Annotated in this window: 17 protein-coding genes; 9 read left to right on the top strand and 8 right to left on the bottom strand. The window is 53.7% G+C overall.

Features of this window, described 5'->3' with window-relative positions:
- The first annotated feature begins 72 nt into the window (after positions 1-72).
- Positions 73-504 carry a winged helix-turn-helix transcriptional regulator gene (locus ACPUC8_RS06320; protein ID WP_494925800.1) on the top strand — a complete coding sequence of 144 codons (432 nt, stop codon included), beginning with the start codon at positions 73-75 and terminating at the stop codon, positions 502-504.
- On the opposite strand, the gene ACPUC8_RS06325 is transcribed toward ACPUC8_RS06320, so the two are convergent.
- Positions 446-1270 carry a helix-turn-helix transcriptional regulator gene (locus ACPUC8_RS06325; protein WP_494925801.1) on the bottom strand — a complete coding sequence of 275 codons (825 nt, stop codon included), beginning with the start codon at positions 1268-1270 and terminating at the stop codon, positions 446-448. The two genes, ACPUC8_RS06320 and ACPUC8_RS06325, sit on opposite strands and share 59 nt — an antisense overlap.
- Positions 1271-1373: 103 nt before the next feature.
- Between ACPUC8_RS06325 and ACPUC8_RS06330 the strand changes: the two genes are divergently transcribed.
- The gene (locus tag ACPUC8_RS06330; RefSeq protein ID WP_494925802.1) at positions 1374-2264 is read left to right on the top strand and encodes an SDR family oxidoreductase; all 891 of its coding nucleotides are present in this window, start codon (positions 1374-1376) and stop codon (positions 2262-2264) included.
- A 156-nt stretch (positions 2265-2420) separates the two neighbouring features.
- Here ACPUC8_RS06330 and ACPUC8_RS06335 read toward each other — a convergent pair whose 3' ends face one another.
- Together ACPUC8_RS06335 and ACPUC8_RS06340 are read right to left on the bottom strand one after the other, a co-directional pair.
- Complete coding sequence (locus ACPUC8_RS06335; RefSeq protein ID WP_494925803.1) at positions 2421-3242, bottom strand: Cof-type HAD-IIB family hydrolase; 822 nt, start codon at positions 3240-3242, stop codon at positions 2421-2423.
- A gap of 137 nt (positions 3243-3379) precedes the next feature.
- On the bottom strand, positions 3380-4018 hold the full coding sequence (locus tag ACPUC8_RS06340) for a TetR/AcrR family transcriptional regulator (protein ID WP_494925804.1): 639 nt from the start codon (positions 4016-4018) through the stop codon (positions 3380-3382).
- 81 nt (positions 4019-4099) lie between these two features.
- Here ACPUC8_RS06340 and ACPUC8_RS06345 point away from each other — a divergent pair, with 81 nt between their 5' ends.
- Positions 4100-4771, top strand: a complete 672-nt coding sequence (locus tag ACPUC8_RS06345) for an O-methyltransferase (protein ID WP_494925805.1) — start codon at positions 4100-4102, stop codon at positions 4769-4771.
- A gap of 109 nt (positions 4772-4880) precedes the next feature.
- Here the strand turns inward: ACPUC8_RS06345 and zigA are convergent, their stop codons facing one another.
- The 3 genes from zigA to ACPUC8_RS06360 all read right to left on the bottom strand — a co-directional run bounded on the left by zigA (position 4881) and on the right by ACPUC8_RS06360 (position 8394).
- Positions 4881-6092: a zinc metallochaperone GTPase ZigA gene (gene zigA, locus ACPUC8_RS06350; protein ID WP_494925806.1), complete on the bottom strand. Its 1212-nt coding sequence runs from the start codon at positions 6090-6092 to the stop codon at positions 4881-4883.
- A 195-nt stretch (positions 6093-6287) separates the two neighbouring features.
- Positions 6288-7394, bottom strand: a complete 1107-nt coding sequence (locus ACPUC8_RS06355) for an ABC transporter substrate-binding protein (RefSeq protein WP_494925807.1) — start codon at positions 7392-7394, stop codon at positions 6288-6290.
- 247 nt (positions 7395-7641) lie between these two features.
- Complete coding sequence (locus tag ACPUC8_RS06360; RefSeq protein ID WP_039330197.1) at positions 7642-8394, bottom strand: IclR family transcriptional regulator; 753 nt, start codon at positions 8392-8394, stop codon at positions 7642-7644.
- Between the two features lie 382 nt (positions 8395-8776).
- Between ACPUC8_RS06360 and ACPUC8_RS06365 the strand changes: the two genes are divergently transcribed.
- The 6 genes from ACPUC8_RS06365 (at position 8777) to ACPUC8_RS06390 (ending at position 13580) form a co-directional block, all read left to right on the top strand.
- Positions 8777-9169: a RidA family protein gene (locus ACPUC8_RS06365; protein ID WP_039330199.1), complete on the top strand. Its 393-nt coding sequence runs from the start codon at positions 8777-8779 to the stop codon at positions 9167-9169.
- A gap of 138 nt (positions 9170-9307) precedes the next feature.
- Positions 9308-10132 (top strand): ABC transporter substrate-binding protein, encoded by an 825-nt coding sequence (locus tag ACPUC8_RS06370; RefSeq protein ID WP_494925808.1) that lies wholly within the window; start codon positions 9308-9310, stop codon positions 10130-10132.
- Between the two features lie 52 nt (positions 10133-10184).
- Complete coding sequence (locus ACPUC8_RS06375; protein WP_039330203.1) at positions 10185-10922, top strand: amino acid ABC transporter permease; 738 nt, start codon at positions 10185-10187, stop codon at positions 10920-10922.
- Entirely contained in the window at positions 10919-11563 is a 645-nt protein-coding gene (locus ACPUC8_RS06380; RefSeq protein WP_039330205.1) for an amino acid ABC transporter permease, read from the top strand. Before ACPUC8_RS06375 ends, ACPUC8_RS06380 begins: the two co-directional genes overlap by 4 nt.
- On the top strand, positions 11560-12297 hold the full coding sequence (locus tag ACPUC8_RS06385) for an amino acid ABC transporter ATP-binding protein (RefSeq protein WP_494925809.1): 738 nt from the start codon (positions 11560-11562) through the stop codon (positions 12295-12297). Before ACPUC8_RS06380 ends, ACPUC8_RS06385 begins: the two co-directional genes overlap by 4 nt.
- A gap of 11 nt (positions 12298-12308) precedes the next feature.
- The gene (locus ACPUC8_RS06390; RefSeq protein WP_494925810.1) at positions 12309-13580 is read left to right on the top strand and encodes an alanine racemase; all 1272 of its coding nucleotides are present in this window, start codon (positions 12309-12311) and stop codon (positions 13578-13580) included.
- A gap of 120 nt (positions 13581-13700) precedes the next feature.
- Here ACPUC8_RS06390 and ACPUC8_RS06395 read toward each other — a convergent pair whose 3' ends face one another.
- Together ACPUC8_RS06395 and ACPUC8_RS06400 are read right to left on the bottom strand one after the other, a co-directional pair.
- Positions 13701-14396: an aspartate/glutamate racemase family protein gene (locus ACPUC8_RS06395; RefSeq protein WP_494925811.1), complete on the bottom strand. Its 696-nt coding sequence runs from the start codon at positions 14394-14396 to the stop codon at positions 13701-13703.
- Between the two features lie 13 nt (positions 14397-14409).
- Positions 14410-16467 carry an FUSC family protein gene (locus ACPUC8_RS06400; protein WP_039330340.1) on the bottom strand — a complete coding sequence of 686 codons (2058 nt, stop codon included), beginning with the start codon at positions 16465-16467 and terminating at the stop codon, positions 14410-14412.
- Positions 16468-16491: the final 24 nt, after the last annotated feature.

The following is a 16491-nucleotide window of genomic DNA, read 5'->3' on the forward strand; positions in this document are numbered from 1 at the left end:
GCGGCAGACTATAGTCAACCTGGTTCGATAATGATAGTAGTTACCAAATGGTAACCATAAGAGGAGATTTCCATGCCAGCGTGGGTCGATGGAAAACTGTTTTTTTTCGCGGATTCGCCGCCGCGCCGTCTGATGGATCTGTTCTCGCTGAAATGGAGCAGCATGGTACTCCATGCGCTCTACCACTGGCCGGGGGAGCGAGCGCGCACCGGCGAACTGCAGCGTAGCTTGCAGGGCATCTCCAAGAAGATGCTGTTTCAAACGTTGAAAGAGCTGGAGCAGCGTGGCCTGATTGCGCGCCACGTTTATGATGTGATCCCCCCCAAAGTAGACTATCGCTTAACGCCGCTGGGGCTGACCTTCGCGAAGCCTATTGAGCAGATGTATCAGTGGGGGCTGGAAAATCAGGCCGCATTGGATGCCATGGAAGCCAACTTACGAACCGCTACGGACGCGCCATCAAGCGCGCAACCGTCTCACAATCCCTCTGTAAGCGAGGATTGAACACCACCAGACTTAAACCAGGTTTACCCTCAACGGCGAAGGTGCTGTACTCCAACTCCAGCACACCTTCGTCGGGTAACCACAGTTGTTTGATCCCTTCACCGTGCTGGCTCACCTCCTGCGATTGCCACAGCAGGCGAAAGGTCTCACTCATCTCACTGAGTTCGTCCACCAGCGCCCGCACATGTTCGCTGGCGCCGGTACGTGCGACGTCAGCGCGAAAGTTTGCCACCATGCCGCGCGTGACGTGATGCCAATCCGGCAGCCGCTTTTTCATCTCTTCATTGCTGAACATCATCAGCAGAATGTTGCGCTGCTCTGGCGGCAGTTGCGCGTAATCCACAAACACTTTGGTTGCCGCATGGTTCCAGGCCACCACCTGCCATTCTGCGGTTTTCACCAGCGCAGGAGTGTGCGTCATGCTATCCAGCACTCGCTGTAACGAGGGTGAGACATCCACACCCGCCTGCCAGGTCACGCCCGGCAACCGGTTTTGCGCCAGCAGAAAAAGATGGTCACGCTCGGCGGCGCTCAACTCCAGCGCTTTGGCTAAACGCTCCAACACCTCCTCTGAGGGCGCGCCTCCCCTGCCCTGTTCCAGCCAGGTGTACCAAGTGGTACTGACGCACGCGCGCACCGCCACTTCTTCACGGCGTAATCCGGGCGTGCGACGTCGCAGCAGCGGGTAACCGAGTTTGCCGGCATCCAGCCGCTGGCGGCGTTCACGCAGATAGTTTCCGAGCAGATTGTCGTCTTGCAGAGGCATGGCGTTATCCTGTTAGTGCATATACCTGTATAAGCTCACGACTTTTCGCCGCGCCGCAGACTTTTATCATAGTGCTTCAACAGCCAGAAAGAGGAGTACCAATATGCGACTTTTTGTGACCGGCGCGAGCGGATTTATCGGTTCTGCCATTGTGAAAAAATTGCAGGCGCGTGGCGTGGACGTACTCGGGTTAGCGCGCAGTGATGCTTCCGCCGAAAAACTGCAACACCAGAGTGTACAGGTGATACGCGGGGATTTAGAGGATATTGCCAGCTTACGCACCGCCGTTGAACAGAGTGATGGCGTGATTCATGCCGGCTACATCCATGACTTCAGCCGTATGGATCATGCGGCGGCGATCGATCAACAAGCGATTCTGGCCATGGGCGAGGTGCTCGCCGGATCTAACCGCCCATTGGTCGTCACCACCGGCACCGCACTGGTGTCGCCCGGCCGCCTCGCCGTTGAACAAACTCAACCGGTATCGGGCGACCATCCCCGCTCTGACTCTAATATCGCTGCACTGGCGATGGCCGAAAAAGGGGTTCGCGTGTCGCTGGTGCGCTTGCCACCTACCGTGCATGGCGCGGGAGACCACGGATTTGTGCCGATGATCATCAATATGGCGAAGGAGAAAGGGGCGGCGGTCTATATCGGTGATGGCAGCAATCGCTGGCCCGCGGTGCATCGTGATGATGCTGCTGAGCTGTTTTGTCTGGCGGCGGAGAAAGCAGAAGCCGGGGCAATTCTGCATGCAATTCAGGAGGAAGGCATCGCGTTTCGCCAGATCGCCGAAACCATTGGCACCGGCTTATCCTTGCCAGTCAAAAGCCTGACGCAGGAAGAGGCCAAAGCGTGGCTCGGCTGGATGGCCTTCTTTGCCTCCGTGGATAACCCAGCTTCCAGTGAATGGACGCGCCAAACCTTTAACTGGCAGCCGACAGGGCCAGGTCTGCTACAGGATATGCGCGAAGCGGGGTATTTCAATAAATGACTGCGACAAGATAAACGTAGCGGCGCAATTTATTGCGTAACTTTCGAACCGTTAGAGGCCGAAGAACGCGCGATAAATCACGCCGCTACCGTTGTTTGCAAGGGCCGTGCCTTGGCAAACCCGATGGTGGCGGCGAGCAGCCTACCAAATTTTGACTCAGCTAAACGGCTCTTCGCGTGCCAGCAAACGGGCGATTACGTTCAATGCGCCTTCGTCATTGTTACTGTCGGTTTTGTAGCGCGACACGGCGGTGACAGCTTCTGCTGCGTTGGCCATCGCAAAGCTGTAGCAGGCCTGGCGCAGCATTTCTAGGTCGTTGGCGCTGTCACCGATCGCCAGCACTTCACAGTCATCGATGCCCCATTTTTCCTGCAGCAGCGCAATGCCGTGCGCCTTATGGCAGCCGGGAATGATCAAATCAACAAAGCCAAAGCCACTGGAGACCGGATGCATGATGTTTTCAATCGCACCCAGCTCAGCGTGCAGGCGCTCAAGTAACGCATCCACCCCTTCGTGCGCCAGGTTAAGCGAAAACTTAAAGATGGTGTCATCGATGTCATACAGATTTTCGCGTTTTTCCAGGCGATGGTAGTGATTGGCTAACATCGCAATGACCTCTTCAGGCATCGAGGTATGCACATACGCGCCGTTACGGCCACATACTACGGTGCTGATGTCCGGTTCTTTAGCGAGGATATCGAGGATTTGATGCACACGCTCGGGTGCCAGTTGGCCGCAGAAAATTTCTTCATTGCTGTCAGAGACCCATGCGCCATTTTCGGCAACAAAGGCGATCTCATCTTTGATCTCAGGGAAATAGCGTTGTAACTGGTAATACTGATTGCCACTCGCGACCACGAAACGGATGCCTTTCTCTTTCAGCAACGCATACTGACGCGAAAAGCGCTGCGCGTTGTATTGCTTGTTATCGTCGAGAAAAGTGCCATCCATATCCACCGCAATCATTTTTACTGCCATTTTGCTCTCCCATATCTGCTGGCCGTGTTTCCATCCGGCTGTGAAAAGGTTTTCATAAAGCTTACTCGCGGTGTGGATTAATGAGAATGCGAATAATGAGATTGTTTACTGCTTTCAGAGATTTCCAGGCCCATGTTTTACTGCAATTCGGCCCCCAATTCCCTGATCCAGGCACAGAACATGTCTGCCATATCGCTGGCATAGGCTTGAATTTCGGCATCAGAGCGCGGCGTTTCGGAAAAATGCTTACCGACATTACCCAATATGCTGTTGATCAAATCTGCCGCCCTGAGGCGCGATTGTTCCTCCAGATTCGGCAACAACTCCTGTAAGAAATCACCCACCACGTTCTCTCCCGCCGCACGCGCTGCTGCCACTTCCGGCGCATCACGATACAGGGGGGCTGCATCGTTGAGCGCGGTACGCATCGCCGCTTCTTCACACTCTGAGTGCAAAAAAGCGCGTGTGAGCTGTTGCAGCCTTTCACGCGCCGGAACGCTGCGATCGCGCAAAATCGATCCCAACAAATCCCCGGTTCGCTGCCACTCCTCGCTTTGAAGTCTGAACAGGATAGCCGCTTTATTGGGGAAATATTGATAGAGCGATCCAATACTGACGCCCGCACGCTCCGCGACACGTGCCGTAGTGAATCGCGTGGCACCTTCCAGCTCCAGAACCTGAGTAGCGGCTTGCAAAATGGCAGAAACCAGCTCGCTGGAGCGTGCCTGTTGCGGCCTTTTTCTCTCTGAAATCTTAGTATTACGACGCTCAGCCATCGCTCGCTCCTGAACACGAATAGTGAAATGCGAATGATTCATCGTATTCTGTTCGCACAGAGAAATCCACGGAGAAACATCATGAATACCTTAACGTCTGCGCCATTAGCCCCTTTGCTCAACTATCTGTTCGAACTGGCTGACAACATGGCGCATCCGACCAATGAAGCTTTTCGCGTCATGTCTGATGAAGAGCAAAATCGCCTGATGCAGAGCAAAACGGACTACCTCGAACTTTATGGTCATCTGAAAAATGTGCCGCTGGCAGTATCGCGTGAAACCGGCAAACTGCTGTATATGCTGGCGCGCAGCAGCAATGCGCAATCTATTGTGGAATTTGGCACCTCATTTGGCATTTCGACGCTGCATCTGGCGGCCGCGGTGCGTGATAACGGCGGCGGGCAGATCATCACCAGTGAATTTGAGCAGGGTAAAGTCGCGCTGGCACGTAACCATTTCGCCGATGCTGGTGTGAGTGATTTGATTGAAGTACGCGTTGGTGATGCGCTCGACACCTTGAGCCGCGATCTGCCTGATGTAATCGATATGTTGGTGCTGGATGGCGCGAAGGCGATTTACCCAGAAATACTGGCACTGGTCGAGCCACATCTCCGCCCAGGCGCGCTGGTTATCGCCGACGATGCCGATTTCAGCCCCGAGTATCTGGAGCGCGTGCACAGCGGACGCGGCTATATGTCTCTGCCCTTTAATGACGGCGTAGAAGTCTCAATGTGGTTGGGACATTCACAGTAATCAGTGCAAAAAGTGAATATTAATGTCGGTGCGCATTCATGCGCACCCTACGAAAACAGCGCACAATCATTGTAGGGTCGCCATTTATGGCGACCGAAACGGCTTTTATTCACTGAAACCAAGGCTCAAACGGGTCCAGATACTCTGCCCACTTTTCCTTTCCTTGTGCCATCTCCTCGTCCGTGAGCAGCGCCTGTTCCAGCTTGCTGCGCAGCGCCATTTCATCCATCTCAATACCGATAAACACCAACTCCTGGCGCGCATCGCCGCTGCCTTCCACCCAGTTTTCCATGATGTATTCCAGCGTTTCGGCGTCTTGCGGCCAGCGCTCTTTTGGCGCACTTACCCACCACAAACCCGCTAAGCCCTGACGCGACACACCGCCCGCCTGTGACCAGGAACCGGCATGGTGTGGGCGGCTGGCGAGCCAGAAGTAGCCTTTCGAGCGCACCACCCCTTGCAGATCACCTTCGATGACCTTAGCAAAACGCAGGGGATGAAATGGCCGACGCGCACGAAAAACGAAGTTGCGAATCCCGTACTCTTCGGTTTCTGGCGTATGTGAACCGCGCAGTTCTTGCAACCAACCGGGCGCGAGTGAAGCCGCTTCGAAATCAAATAAACCGGTATCGAGCACCTGATCGAGCGGCACTTTGCCAAATTCAGAAGTGACAATGCGCGCACGAGGATTTAGCGAACGCAGAATCGCCATTAAGCGCGCTTTTTCCGCCTCATCAATCAGATCGGTTTTATTCAGGATCAGCACATCACAGAACTCAATCTGATCCACCAGCAGATCCACCACGGTACGCGCGTCTTCTTCACCCATGGATTCGCCACGCGACTGAATGCTCTCACTGGATTCATAATCACGCAGGAAATTGAAGCCATCCACCACGGTCACCATGGTGTCGAGCGCCGCGACCTCTGACAGGCTCTGCCCCTCTTCGTCGGCAAAGGTGAAGGTTTCTGCCACCGGCAAAGGTTCAGAAATCCCGGTGGATTCAATGACCAGATTGTCGAAGCGGCCATCTTTCGCCAGACGATCCACTTCCAGTAATAAGTCTTCCCGCAGTGTGCAGCAGATGCAGCCGTTGCTCATCTCCACCAGTTTCTCATCGGTGCGTGACAGCTCTGCCCCGCCCTCTCGCACCAGAGCTGCATCAATGTTGACTTCCGACATATCGTTGACGATCACCGCCACGCGGCGACCTTCGCGATTATTGAGAATGTGGTTAAGCAGCGTGGTTTTTCCTGCGCCAAGAAAACCGGAGAGCACCGTGACGGGCAATTTTTTAAAGTCTGGGGATAGTGATGACATTGCAACTCCTTCAAAATGACCAATCCAGTTGCGTCAGCCAACTGATCGCAACCCTGTTTATTGTTATGTTATAACATAACAATAATAAATGTCATGTTGTCAGAGATTTTTTAGTGGTGGTTGGGTCGCCATGAATGGCGACCACAACACGCAGGGATGATAAGCCTTGAGCCCTCAGTCTCCCGCTCAACAGCATTACTTGTTGTCTGGGTAGCTCAGGTCGATGGCTTGATCTGGCAACTTGGTGAAGGTTTTCACAATAGTACGGAAATCAGCGGTAGGCGTGAGATCGGCGAACTGCTGCGGATAGAGGTCTTTCGCCAGAATTTCCATTCCGATGATGTTGTACGGATGGTTATAGAAATGGTGGTACACACCGTATACACGACCATTTTTTACTGGCTCAATCTGCGCCAGACCCGTGCGTTTCAGCAGCGTCTGGAAAGTGGCGTTGATCTCTTTCGGCTGCACGCCATAACCAAATGGCAGCACATTGGTGTTCGGACGCTTAGAGCCTGACATGATGTAAACATCAGGTTTCATCGCGATGATTTTTTCCAGTGCCACAAATCCGGCATTGCCCGGTAGCAGCTCAGAACCAATATTCTTGCCCCCCACCGCTTCAACTAACCCACCCCAGCCGTTATGACTGTGCGTGAAGCAGCAGTTATCGCTGTTACCCGCAATCGGCTCAATAAAGACGGTCGGTTTGTTCTTCACCTCAGCCACGCCTTTCATGATGTGGTCATACTTCTGCTGGTAGAAATCGGTGTAGGCTTTGGCCTGACTTTCACGGTTCAGGATCTTGCCGAGTAGCGTCACGCTGGGTGCCGTATTCTGCGCGGGATGCAGTTCGTAATCCACGAACACCACCGGGATATGCAGGTTGTTCAGCGTATTCAGTACGCCAGACTGCTCCAGTGCCGGTTTTGCGCGTAGCTGAGCAATCATCATGTCGGGTTTTTGCGCCAACACGCTTTCCAGATTCACCTGGCCTTGATCGCTAAAGCCCATATCGACAATTTTGGTCGCTTCCGGCCATTTGCCCTTCAGCAGATCCCAGGTTTGGGTGTCCTGTTTTTTCGGCAGGTTATTCCAGGCAACGACGCGTTTGAAAGGATCATCGCGGTCCAGCAGTGCCAGCGTCAGAATATCGCGACCATCCTGCAGGATGATATGTTGCGGCTCTTTATTGATGGTTTGCGTATGACCGTCCATGTCGGTGACGGTGAGCGGGTAAGTCGTGGCCGAAGCCGCGGTGGAAGCCAGTAACCCCATTGCCAGTAGCAGGCGCGTTTTCATCCTAAAACTCCGTGGTAAAAAGAATAGTTATTATTATCAATTACCTTAACACAACCTTAAGCAGTGAAAATAAACGTCAGGGCAATGGGTTGTAACGGAATGCGACAAAGAGTGGGAATGATAAGGGTCGCCATCAATGGCGTAAGGCGTGTCGGCTAAGCGCTTTTCGGTTGCCATAAATGGCAACCCTAAGACGATCGATCGCGGTTTTCGTAGGGTGCACCTTGATGCGCACCGGAAAACAGCATCACGTAAAATCGGACAGCTTCTGCCCAGAGGTGATCAGCTCCTGCAACAACATCTGGCGACGCTCTTGCGGGGTATCGCGGCTGACCATAAAGCAGATGGCGGCCACCGCTTGACCACTACGCGAACGGATTGGTGCCGCCATGCAGCAGGTAAAACTCTCGGATAACCCTTCCGTCATGCAGTAGCCCAGTTTGCCCGCATGGTGGATCTCATCAAGAAAGGCCTGTTTATCGAGAATCTGGCCGCTGGCAAGACGATAATCCTCTTCTGGGATCAGATCGAGAATGGCGCTGTCTGACCAGTTACTCAGCAGTAAACGTCCCGTTGCCGTCCAGGTGATCGGCACTCGCACACCAATATCGGAGCTGATCTTGAACGGGTGAGCGTTGCTTTCAGACAGCACCACCGTGTATTTATCCCCTTCCAGCATGCAAAGCTGAATGGTTTCGCCGTGACGTGCCACGATCTCAACCATCAGTTGATGTGCGCGCCGGATCAGATCGTTATGCGCCATATAATCCGCACCGTAATAGTGCATTTCACGACCAAAGAACACCGCGCCTTCAGCATCTAACTCCACCAGACCCGCTTCACTCAATAAGCTTACCAGCTCATACACGCTGGAACGCGGTGCGCCGGTGGCATCAATCAGATCCCGCATCGCCATCGGCTGACGGGCAATATGCAGTTGACGAAAAATATCAATAACCCGGTCAACGCCGCGCGCCCGTGACGGTTTTTCATCCGGCATACGCTCACTCCCCTGTTGCATGTCTGCGAATGGAATACGCTAAAAAAGAGATGCATCATACACCCCAATGCAACAATTACCCATCCCCGTAAAAATAAAAAGTCGTCACGCCCGTTATATTATGACGATCTATTTTGGGGCCTCATTTTGGCGCACGCCTTACTTTTTTATAAATGGGAAATCACGACAACGGTCACACTCCTGTTAAGCAAAATTATGCAAAGAGATTTATTTTGCGATCCCGCCGACATCACAAAAAATTAAATAGCGCGTCACATATTGCAAAAGCTAATTTCCTGTGCAAATCTGGCCCTATCCGGTATTGCAGATTCTAGTCTGATATACCGGACAACCAATCAACACGGAAACGAGGCAGAATTGCATGGCGATTAAACGTTATGGCATTGAAGGCGGAACCGGCACCGGTGGGCAAAAGCTGCCCTTCGCGCGCGCCGTAGAAGCCGATGGCTGGCTGTATATCTCGGGCCAGACCCCCATGCTCGACGGTGAAGTAGTAGAAGGCGGCATCATTGAACAAACGCAGCTGGCGTTCGATAACTGCCTGAACATCATGCGTGAGGCTGGCTATCGCGTGGAGGATGTGGTGCACGTCACTGCGGTATTAACCGATGCGCGCTATTTCAGCTCCTTTAATAAAGTATTCAGTGAGATATTTAGCGGAAACCCACCCGCACGTATTTGTAGCGTGCAGGATTTAGTGGTCGACTGCAAAGTGGAAGTCGACATGAAGTGCTTCCGCGCCGATCGTAAATAATTATTACGGTTAAAACAGGCTGGCGTATTTTTATTTCTTCGCCCACACCAGGACAGCCTGTTATTAATTGATGCTTTTCATTTTTCTGTGAAATATCGGTGTAAACCGTCTCGTCTAAATTTTATAAGAGAGCATGAAATGAACACAACATCGCTTAAATTCGGCGCGGCTGCGCTGGCGTTACTGGTTTTAGCAGGCTGCACCCCGGCTGAAGAGAAAAAAGAGGCGGGAGCCGCGCCGCAATCCGCTTTGCAGAACGTACTGCAACGCGGCACGCTGCGAGTGGGTGACTGCCTGAGCTTTGCCCCGTTTGGCTTTTACGACAAAGACGGCAACCCGGATGGTTATGACGTGGATCTCGCGAAAGCACTGGCTAAAGAGATGGGCGTGAAGCTGGAGATGGTGAATACCACCAGCGCGAACCGCATTCCTAACCTGCAAACCAACAAAGTCGATGTGGTGTTCTGTAACTTCACGCGCAATCTGGAACGTGCCAAAGAGATCGGTTTCACCAACCCGTATGTGGTGGCGAGTGAAGCGATGCTGGTGCGTAATAACAGCGGCATTCAATCTGCACACGATATGGCAGGTAAGACGATTGCCACCGTGAAAGGCTCCACCAACGGTGATGAAGTCCGCAACCTCGGCATTGATGTGAAAATTCAAGAATACGACTCATCGCAGGCCGCCATCCTCGCCGTTAAACAAGGCCAGGCTGATGCCATGATCGAAGATAACAACTTCCTCGCCTATCAGGCCAAACTCGACCCTACTCTGACGGTGACCAACGAAGCCTTGGTACCGCTGGAATATAACGCCTTTGGCGTGAAACAGGGTGATCAGGTGTGGACTAACTACCTGAATGAGTTCCTGTTTGAAATCAACGCATCAGGTGAAAACGCCCAGCTGTATCAGAAATGGTTTGGCAGCAAACCACGTTACCCGCTGAACCCGCAGTTTTAACTGATTGCCGCGGCGCGACAGTTGCTGTCGCGCCGCTCGAAGGAGTCAAACCATGAATTATCAATGGCTAACCCTGTGGCGTTACGCTGACACCTTTCTGGCAGCCGCCTGGCTGACATTACAGGTGACGCTGCTGGCCTTCATTTTGGCGGTGGCACTGGGTTTGTTGTCGGCACTCGCGAAGTCGTCGCCTGTTGCCCCACTACGCTGGATCAGCCACTGCTACGTCGAATTTATCCGTAATACGCCTGTGCTGTTGCAGATTTTCATCATCTTCTTCGGCCTGCCCTCTCTCGGTATCACCATGAGTGCTTTTACAGCAGGCATATTGGCGCTAGGGATCAACGTCGGGGCCTACCTGTCCGAAACCTTCCGCGCGGGGATTCAGTCGGTGCCAAAAGGACAGCTGGAAGCCGCCTATATTCTCGGCATTCCGCGTCGGCAGATCTTTATCAGCGTGGTGTTACCTCAGGCAGCACGTGCGGTGTGGCCCGCAATTATCAATAACCTGATTCAATTGCTGCTCGGCACTTCGCTGCTTTCGGCCATTGCGCTGCCAGAGTTGACCGGGACCGCGACGGTGATCAATGCCCGTACTCTGCTTTATATCCAGACCTTTAGCGTCGTCGCACTGGTGTATCTGGTGTTGAGCAATCTGTTCTCCTGGCTGGGCACAGTTGCAGGACGGCGCATGTTCCATCCGCCGCTGGTGACACCGGTAAAAAAGTCCGCCTGGTGGTGGGCAAAAAAATGGCTGACTAATCCAGTGAAACGGGAGAATGCGTTATGAGCGAATTAATCATCAGCTCTTTCCCCATCCTGCTCAAGGGGTTGGGTATCACGCTGTTGCTGTCCATCGCCGCGATCATCGGCAGTACCTTGCTCGGTTTGCTGGCCGCGGTGTTGCGCACCAGCCGGTTGCCAGTCGCCAAACAGATTGCCGTGCTCTACACCGAGCTATTTCGTGGCACGCCGGTGCTGATCACCCTGATGTTTATCTACTTTGGCGTCGCCTACTTCGGTTATGAGATCAACCTGTTTGCCGCCGGGATCCTGGGCCTGAGCATTTATCAAGGCGCTTATATCGCCGAAGTGTTCCGTGCCGGGATTGAAGCCGTGCCGAAAGGACAGTGGGAAGTGTCGTGGATTTTAGGCCTCTCCAAACGCCAAACCTTTATGAGTGTTGTGCTGCCGCAAACGCGCGGCATCGTGTTACCGCCGCTGGCGGGTCAGTATCTTTCTCTGATTAAGGACACCTCGATCGTCAGCATGATCGGCATGTCCGAACTGATGCATCAAGGCCAGGCGATTGTCGATCGCATCGGACAGCCGGTGGTGATTTACGGTCTGGTGGCCCTGCTCTACTTCGCCATTTGCTTCCCATTATCACGTTGGGTTCAACATCATCAAACCAGGAGCCAGTTATCATGAGCCAATCCGCGATTACGCTGAGCCGCATTACCAAATCCTTTGGCTCAACCCAAGTGCTGAAAGAGATCAGCCTCGATGTTTCACCCGGCGAAGTGCTGGTGCTGATTGGCGCTTCCGGTTCCGGTAAAAGTACCGTGCTGCGCATCATGAGTGGCCTGGAGACGGCCGACGGCGGTGAAATCTGGGTGAATAAAGTGCCGCTGCATGACCGTAAACGCAGCAGCGAGATTTGCGGCCACGTGGGCATGGTGTTCCAGCAGTTCAATTTGTTCCCACACAAAACCGCGTTAGGTAACGTCACGCTGGCGTTGATTAAAGCGCAAAAGCTGTCTGAAGCCGAAGCCAACAAACGCGGCATGGCTGCCCTGACGCGTGTTGGACTCGCCGAGCGCGCGCATCACTATCCAGTGCAGCTTTCCGGCGGTCAGCAACAGCGCGTGGCCATTGCGCGTGCGTTGGCGGTAGAACCCAAAATTATGTTCTTTGATGAAGCCACCTCAGCGCTGGACCCGGAACTGGTCGGTGAGGTGATGGAAGTGATGCGCAGCCTGGCACGCGAGGGGATGACCATGGTCGTGGTAACTCACGAGATGGGCTTTGCGCGCAAAACCGCTGACCGCGTGGTGTTTATGGATCAGGGGGTCATCGCTGAACAGGGTTCCCCGGAGCAGATCTTTGTTAATCCGCAGAACCCGCGTACCCAGCAATTTTTATCGCGCGTGCTTGAGCACTAACAGGAGAGAGCATGTCGATTCAATTTCCACTGCACGCGGACGGATTGCTGGATGCCCCGCAATCCGCACCGCGTTTTAAATCTGTCGCGGGGACAGGTAACGCGCCATTAGCGCAGGGCACCGACATTTTCAGCAGTGATGAGGTGTTCTCACCGTTGATGATCATGAAGCAGTCAGCGCTGGAGAATAACCTGCACCAACTGGCAGCTTTTTGTCGGGAAAAGGGGGTTATGTTAGCGGCACACGGCAAAACCTCGATGTCTCCCGCCATTTTACGCCGCGCCATTGCTGAAGGTGGCGCATGGGGATTAGGTGCCGCGACGCCAGCGCAAGTGCGAGCGCTGCGCCAGTTCGGCATTCGTAACGTGTTTCTCGCCAACGAGCTGGTCGATCCGGCAGGCATACGCTGGATAGGCCAATGGCAACTGCAGCATCCCGATCACGGATTCCTGTGCTACGTCGATTCACTGCAGGGCGTCAAACTGCTGGAGCAGCATCTTGGTGGCGCGAGCATTTCCGTGCTACTGGAAATGTCGGTCAGCGGTGGGCGCACCGGATGCCGTTCACAGTCGGAAGCACTGGCGATTGCCGAGGCAATCCAGGCCAGCACCGCGCTGAATCTGGTGGGTGTAGCCGGTTACGAAGGCGCGCTCGGGGCAGGTCGTGATGCGGCGGGGATGCAAAAGGTCAAAGATTACTGCCAGATGATGGTGAACACGGCCGCCCTGCTGGCGGAGAAACAGTTGTTCAGCAGTGAACACATCATTCTGAGTGCTGGCGGCGGCGCGTGGTTTGATGTGGTGACGGAGTGTTTTACCGCAGCTGCATTGCCGTTGCCGATGACACCACTGATTCGCTCCGGCGCGTACATGGCGCACGACAGCGGTTTGTATGCGCGTATCGCGCCGTTCGCGCAACCTGGCGCTCATCACCATTTTGAAGCGGCGCTGGAGATTTGGGGACGCGTGTTATCCCGCCCTGAACCGGGTCTGGCATTTGTTGATTTTGGTCGCCGTGACGTGCCTTTCGATCAGGACTTGCCTAATCCATTATGGATTCGCAACGCTGATGGGAGTGAAGCACGCAGCGCAACCCACCTGAGGATCAGTGACGTAAATGATCAGCACGCTTATTTACTGTTGCCTGATGATGAAACGCTGCAACCGGGGGATTGGGTAGGATGCGGTATCTCACATCCCTGCACGGCGTTCGATAAATGGCGTTATTTGCCGCTGGTGGATGACCAATATTGCGTCACAGATTCACTGGAAACAGCATTCTGACCACAAAAAAGGCTGCTAATACTGGCAGCCAGTTCTGGCACATCCCTGTACGACCATGTGGGGTCAGACGTTGTGCCTTCAATGAATAAATAATAACACAAATTATAATTAGCAGGATAGTTATTTTCCTGCCAGAGCCAGTTTCACCGCGTCTTCGGCGTGGATCAATGTGGTATCAAACAGCGGCACGCTGGCATCTTCAGCCTTCACCAGCAAAGTAATTTCCGTGCAGCCCAGAATGATGGCTTCGGCACCCTGGTCCACCAGCTCAGCAATAATCTCACGGTAACGTGCTCGCGATTCCTCCCGGATAATACCGAGGCAAAGCTCTTGATAAATGATGTCGTGCACTGCTTTGCGCCCTGCGGCAGCAGGCACCAGCACCTCAATGTCAGACTGCGCCAGACGACCTTTGTAGAAATCCTGCTCCATGGTAAACGCGGTCGCCAGCAGCCCTACGCGTTTAACGCCTGCCTGGCGGATGCGCTGCGCCGTGACATCCGCAATGTGCAGCAGCGGAATACCCACCGAATCGGTAATCTGACTGGCGACTTTGTGCATGGTATTGGTACAGAGCACAATAAAATCTGCCCCACCCTTCTCCAGACTGCGCGCCGCATCCGCCAGAATCTCACCGGCTTGCTGCCACTCACCCGCAACCTGCAGCTTTTCAATTTCCTGAAAGTCGACGCTGTACATCAGGCTACGCGCCGAGTGCAATCCGCCGAGCTGCTGCTTTACCTGTTCATTGATAATGCGGTAATAGAGCGCCGTTGATTCCCAACTCATACCACCGATTAAGCCAATCATTTTCATTTGTCATCATCCTTTATAGAGCTTGTTCTGCACTGTACGGGATTTCTGGCCAGCGCGCTGAAGGAAACAGCGATAAGCGAACATTAAACAGATGGAACATCGGCGCGAACAGGGCCTGCTCCTGGCGAGCACCCGCATCCAGACGCAGTAACAGACGATTCAATTCCTCTAAAAGCGCGGGCTGAGGCTGCGTGTGCAACGACTTCAGACGCTGTTTCAGGAACACACTTAGCTCATGGAACATAGCCGCACTTTCAATGCCATTTGCGGTCAACAGCGCCTTGTGTCGGGTGTAGTAGTCATAACAGTTAGCCCCTAACCAGGCTTCGGCAATCAGATTCCCGCCAGATATCAGGTCGGGTGACGGATCAACGCGTTTGCGCGGCAAGATGATGTTGACCTTATCCAGCGTCCGCGCGACAAACTGCTGGCGGGCCGTCATGGTGACGGTATTCAGTCGCAGCACCGCGATGAACTGCAGCAAATCGCGAATCCCTTTACGTACCGCGCGTTTCGCCGTCCAGGATGGGCGCTTGTTGCGGATCAGCAGCGTGAGCACCAGGGCGATAACAATGCCTACCAGCGTCGAAATCATCGCGTTCACTATAAGCAGAAGATCTGGCTTAAAGTGATGGCTCATGCCGATCAAACCGGGAATCTGTGTCGCCACGATCAAACCAATCAGATTGGTCGAAGGATTAGCAATCACTAATCCCAAAGCAAACAAACCGGGAGCCAGACATATGACCATTGCCTCAAATGTCACCGCTTGCGGAATCAACACCGTGACGTAGAGGAGGCTGATCGCCATAGAGATCAGCACCCCTTTCAGGAACAGCTTCATCGGCGCTATTGGGCTATCCATTCCTGCGAAGAAGGAACAGAGCACCGCCGCCATCATTGGTGCCGTCGAGCCATCTTTCCAGCCGCTGCCAATCCAGAACAGGCAGGTGGCGAAAGTGGCAAAGAACGCCGTGAAACAAGACAGTAGCAGTAACCCCTTATCAACGTGCTTGTGCGCGCGTGCAGGTTTGCCCGCCTTCACGGTGGGTGTCCACTCACTCACGCGCTCGCTGACGCTTTGATAGGCATCCGCGATGCGCACGAAATTAAGCAAACGTTCCAGTAAGCCAATCAGCAAAATACTCTCTTCGCTGTTTAAGCGCCCTTCCTGCCAGGCTTGTTTTAACTGCGCTTGTGACACAGTCAGAATATCGCGCACCGGCACGCTATCATCGCCATTCAGCCATAACAAAAACTGCTGGAAAGCCTCTGCAACATGCTCAGGAAAGCGGATTTGCTGCTGTGCAAGTAGGTTGAGTCGTGACTCAATGGCAGTCAGTGTAGGAATGAGATAAGAGAGATGCTGATACTGCACGCTGACCAGTCGCACCAGGCGGCGTGCCGCATCGCCTTCGTACACGCAGTGGGTAATCAGCGTCTCGACATTGAGCGGATAGTTAGCCATTTGTACCAGGATATCTTCGCGCTCCAGCGATTTCTCAGCGGGCATTGCCGTCACTAATTCGCTGCACAGTTTGCGCGCGTTTTGGTACCACTGACTGACACTTTGCTCCAGCAGATTCCGCATCGACACCGGCATGATCAAGCGGTGTACCAGGCTACTGCAGATGATGGCAACCGTGATCTCCTCAATGCGCGAAATCACCGTATAAGTGATTTCTGTGGGCGCAGTGACATCGGGAAAACCCATGATGGCCGCGCTGTAACCTGCCAGCATAAACACATAGCTTTTCGGTGTGCGATCGTGCAGGGACAGATAAAGACACACCGCCACCCAGAGTGAAATGCACAGGCTAAACAGCATCGGTGACTCGACGGTGGTGGGATAAATCAGCAAGGTAAACAAGCCGCCAAGCACGGTGCCAAAGAAGCGAAATATCGATTTCGAAACGGTGGACCCCGAATAGAGTTGCGAGGCAACGTACACTGTAGTCAGTGACCAGGCCGGTTTGTCTAAATTGAGTTCCAGAGCGATGTAAAAAGCCAGAAAGGCAGCAAGACATGTTTTGGCAGAGAACAACACTGCACTTTGTGAAAACCACTTCATAGAGCGAAAGCAACCCATAGCAGG

The organism is Pantoea sp. CFCC18177 (genome assembly GCF_059412425.1).

What these genes read in the sequence shown, in the direction of transcription:
- zigA (WP_494925806.1), bottom strand. Translation starts at nt 6,092, where the DNA reads ATGTCATCACTATCCCCAGACTTTAAAAAATTGCCCGTCACGGTGCTC.
- ACPUC8_RS06335 (WP_494925803.1), bottom strand. Translation starts at nt 3,242, where the DNA reads ATGGCAGTAAAAATGATTGCGGTGGATATGGATGGCACTTTTCTCGAC.
- ACPUC8_RS06365 (WP_039330199.1), top strand. Translation starts at nt 8,777, where the DNA reads ATGGCGATTAAACGTTATGGCATTGAAGGCGGAACCGGCACCGGTGGG.
- ACPUC8_RS06390 (WP_494925810.1), top strand. Translation starts at nt 12,309, where the DNA reads ATGTCGATTCAATTTCCACTGCACGCGGACGGATTGCTGGATGCCCCG.
- ACPUC8_RS06345 (WP_494925805.1), top strand. Translation starts at nt 4,100, where the DNA reads ATGAATACCTTAACGTCTGCGCCATTAGCCCCTTTGCTCAACTATCTG.
- ACPUC8_RS06380 (WP_039330205.1), top strand. Translation starts at nt 10,919, where the DNA reads ATGAGCGAATTAATCATCAGCTCTTTCCCCATCCTGCTCAAGGGGTTG.
- ACPUC8_RS06360 (WP_039330197.1), bottom strand. Translation starts at nt 8,394, where the DNA reads ATGCCGGATGAAAAACCGTCACGGGCGCGCGGCGTTGACCGGGTTATT.
- ACPUC8_RS06400 (WP_039330340.1), bottom strand. Translation starts at nt 16,467, where the DNA reads ATGAAGTGGTTTTCACAAAGTGCAGTGTTGTTCTCTGCCAAAACATGT.
- ACPUC8_RS06340 (WP_494925804.1), bottom strand. Translation starts at nt 4,018, where the DNA reads ATGGCTGAGCGTCGTAATACTAAGATTTCAGAGAGAAAAAGGCCGCAA.
- ACPUC8_RS06395 (WP_494925811.1), bottom strand. Translation starts at nt 14,396, where the DNA reads ATGAAAATGATTGGCTTAATCGGTGGTATGAGTTGGGAATCAACGGCG.
- ACPUC8_RS06375 (WP_039330203.1), top strand. Translation starts at nt 10,185, where the DNA reads ATGAATTATCAATGGCTAACCCTGTGGCGTTACGCTGACACCTTTCTG.
- ACPUC8_RS06385 (WP_494925809.1), top strand. Translation starts at nt 11,560, where the DNA reads ATGAGCCAATCCGCGATTACGCTGAGCCGCATTACCAAATCCTTTGGC.
- ACPUC8_RS06355 (WP_494925807.1), bottom strand. Translation starts at nt 7,394, where the DNA reads ATGAAAACGCGCCTGCTACTGGCAATGGGGTTACTGGCTTCCACCGCG.
- ACPUC8_RS06370 (WP_494925808.1), top strand. Translation starts at nt 9,308, where the DNA reads ATGAACACAACATCGCTTAAATTCGGCGCGGCTGCGCTGGCGTTACTG.
- ACPUC8_RS06330 (WP_494925802.1), top strand. Translation starts at nt 1,374, where the DNA reads ATGCGACTTTTTGTGACCGGCGCGAGCGGATTTATCGGTTCTGCCATT.
- ACPUC8_RS06325 (WP_494925801.1), bottom strand. Translation starts at nt 1,270, where the DNA reads ATGCCTCTGCAAGACGACAATCTGCTCGGAAACTATCTGCGTGAACGC.
- ACPUC8_RS06320 (WP_494925800.1), top strand. Translation starts at nt 73, where the DNA reads ATGCCAGCGTGGGTCGATGGAAAACTGTTTTTTTTCGCGGATTCGCCG.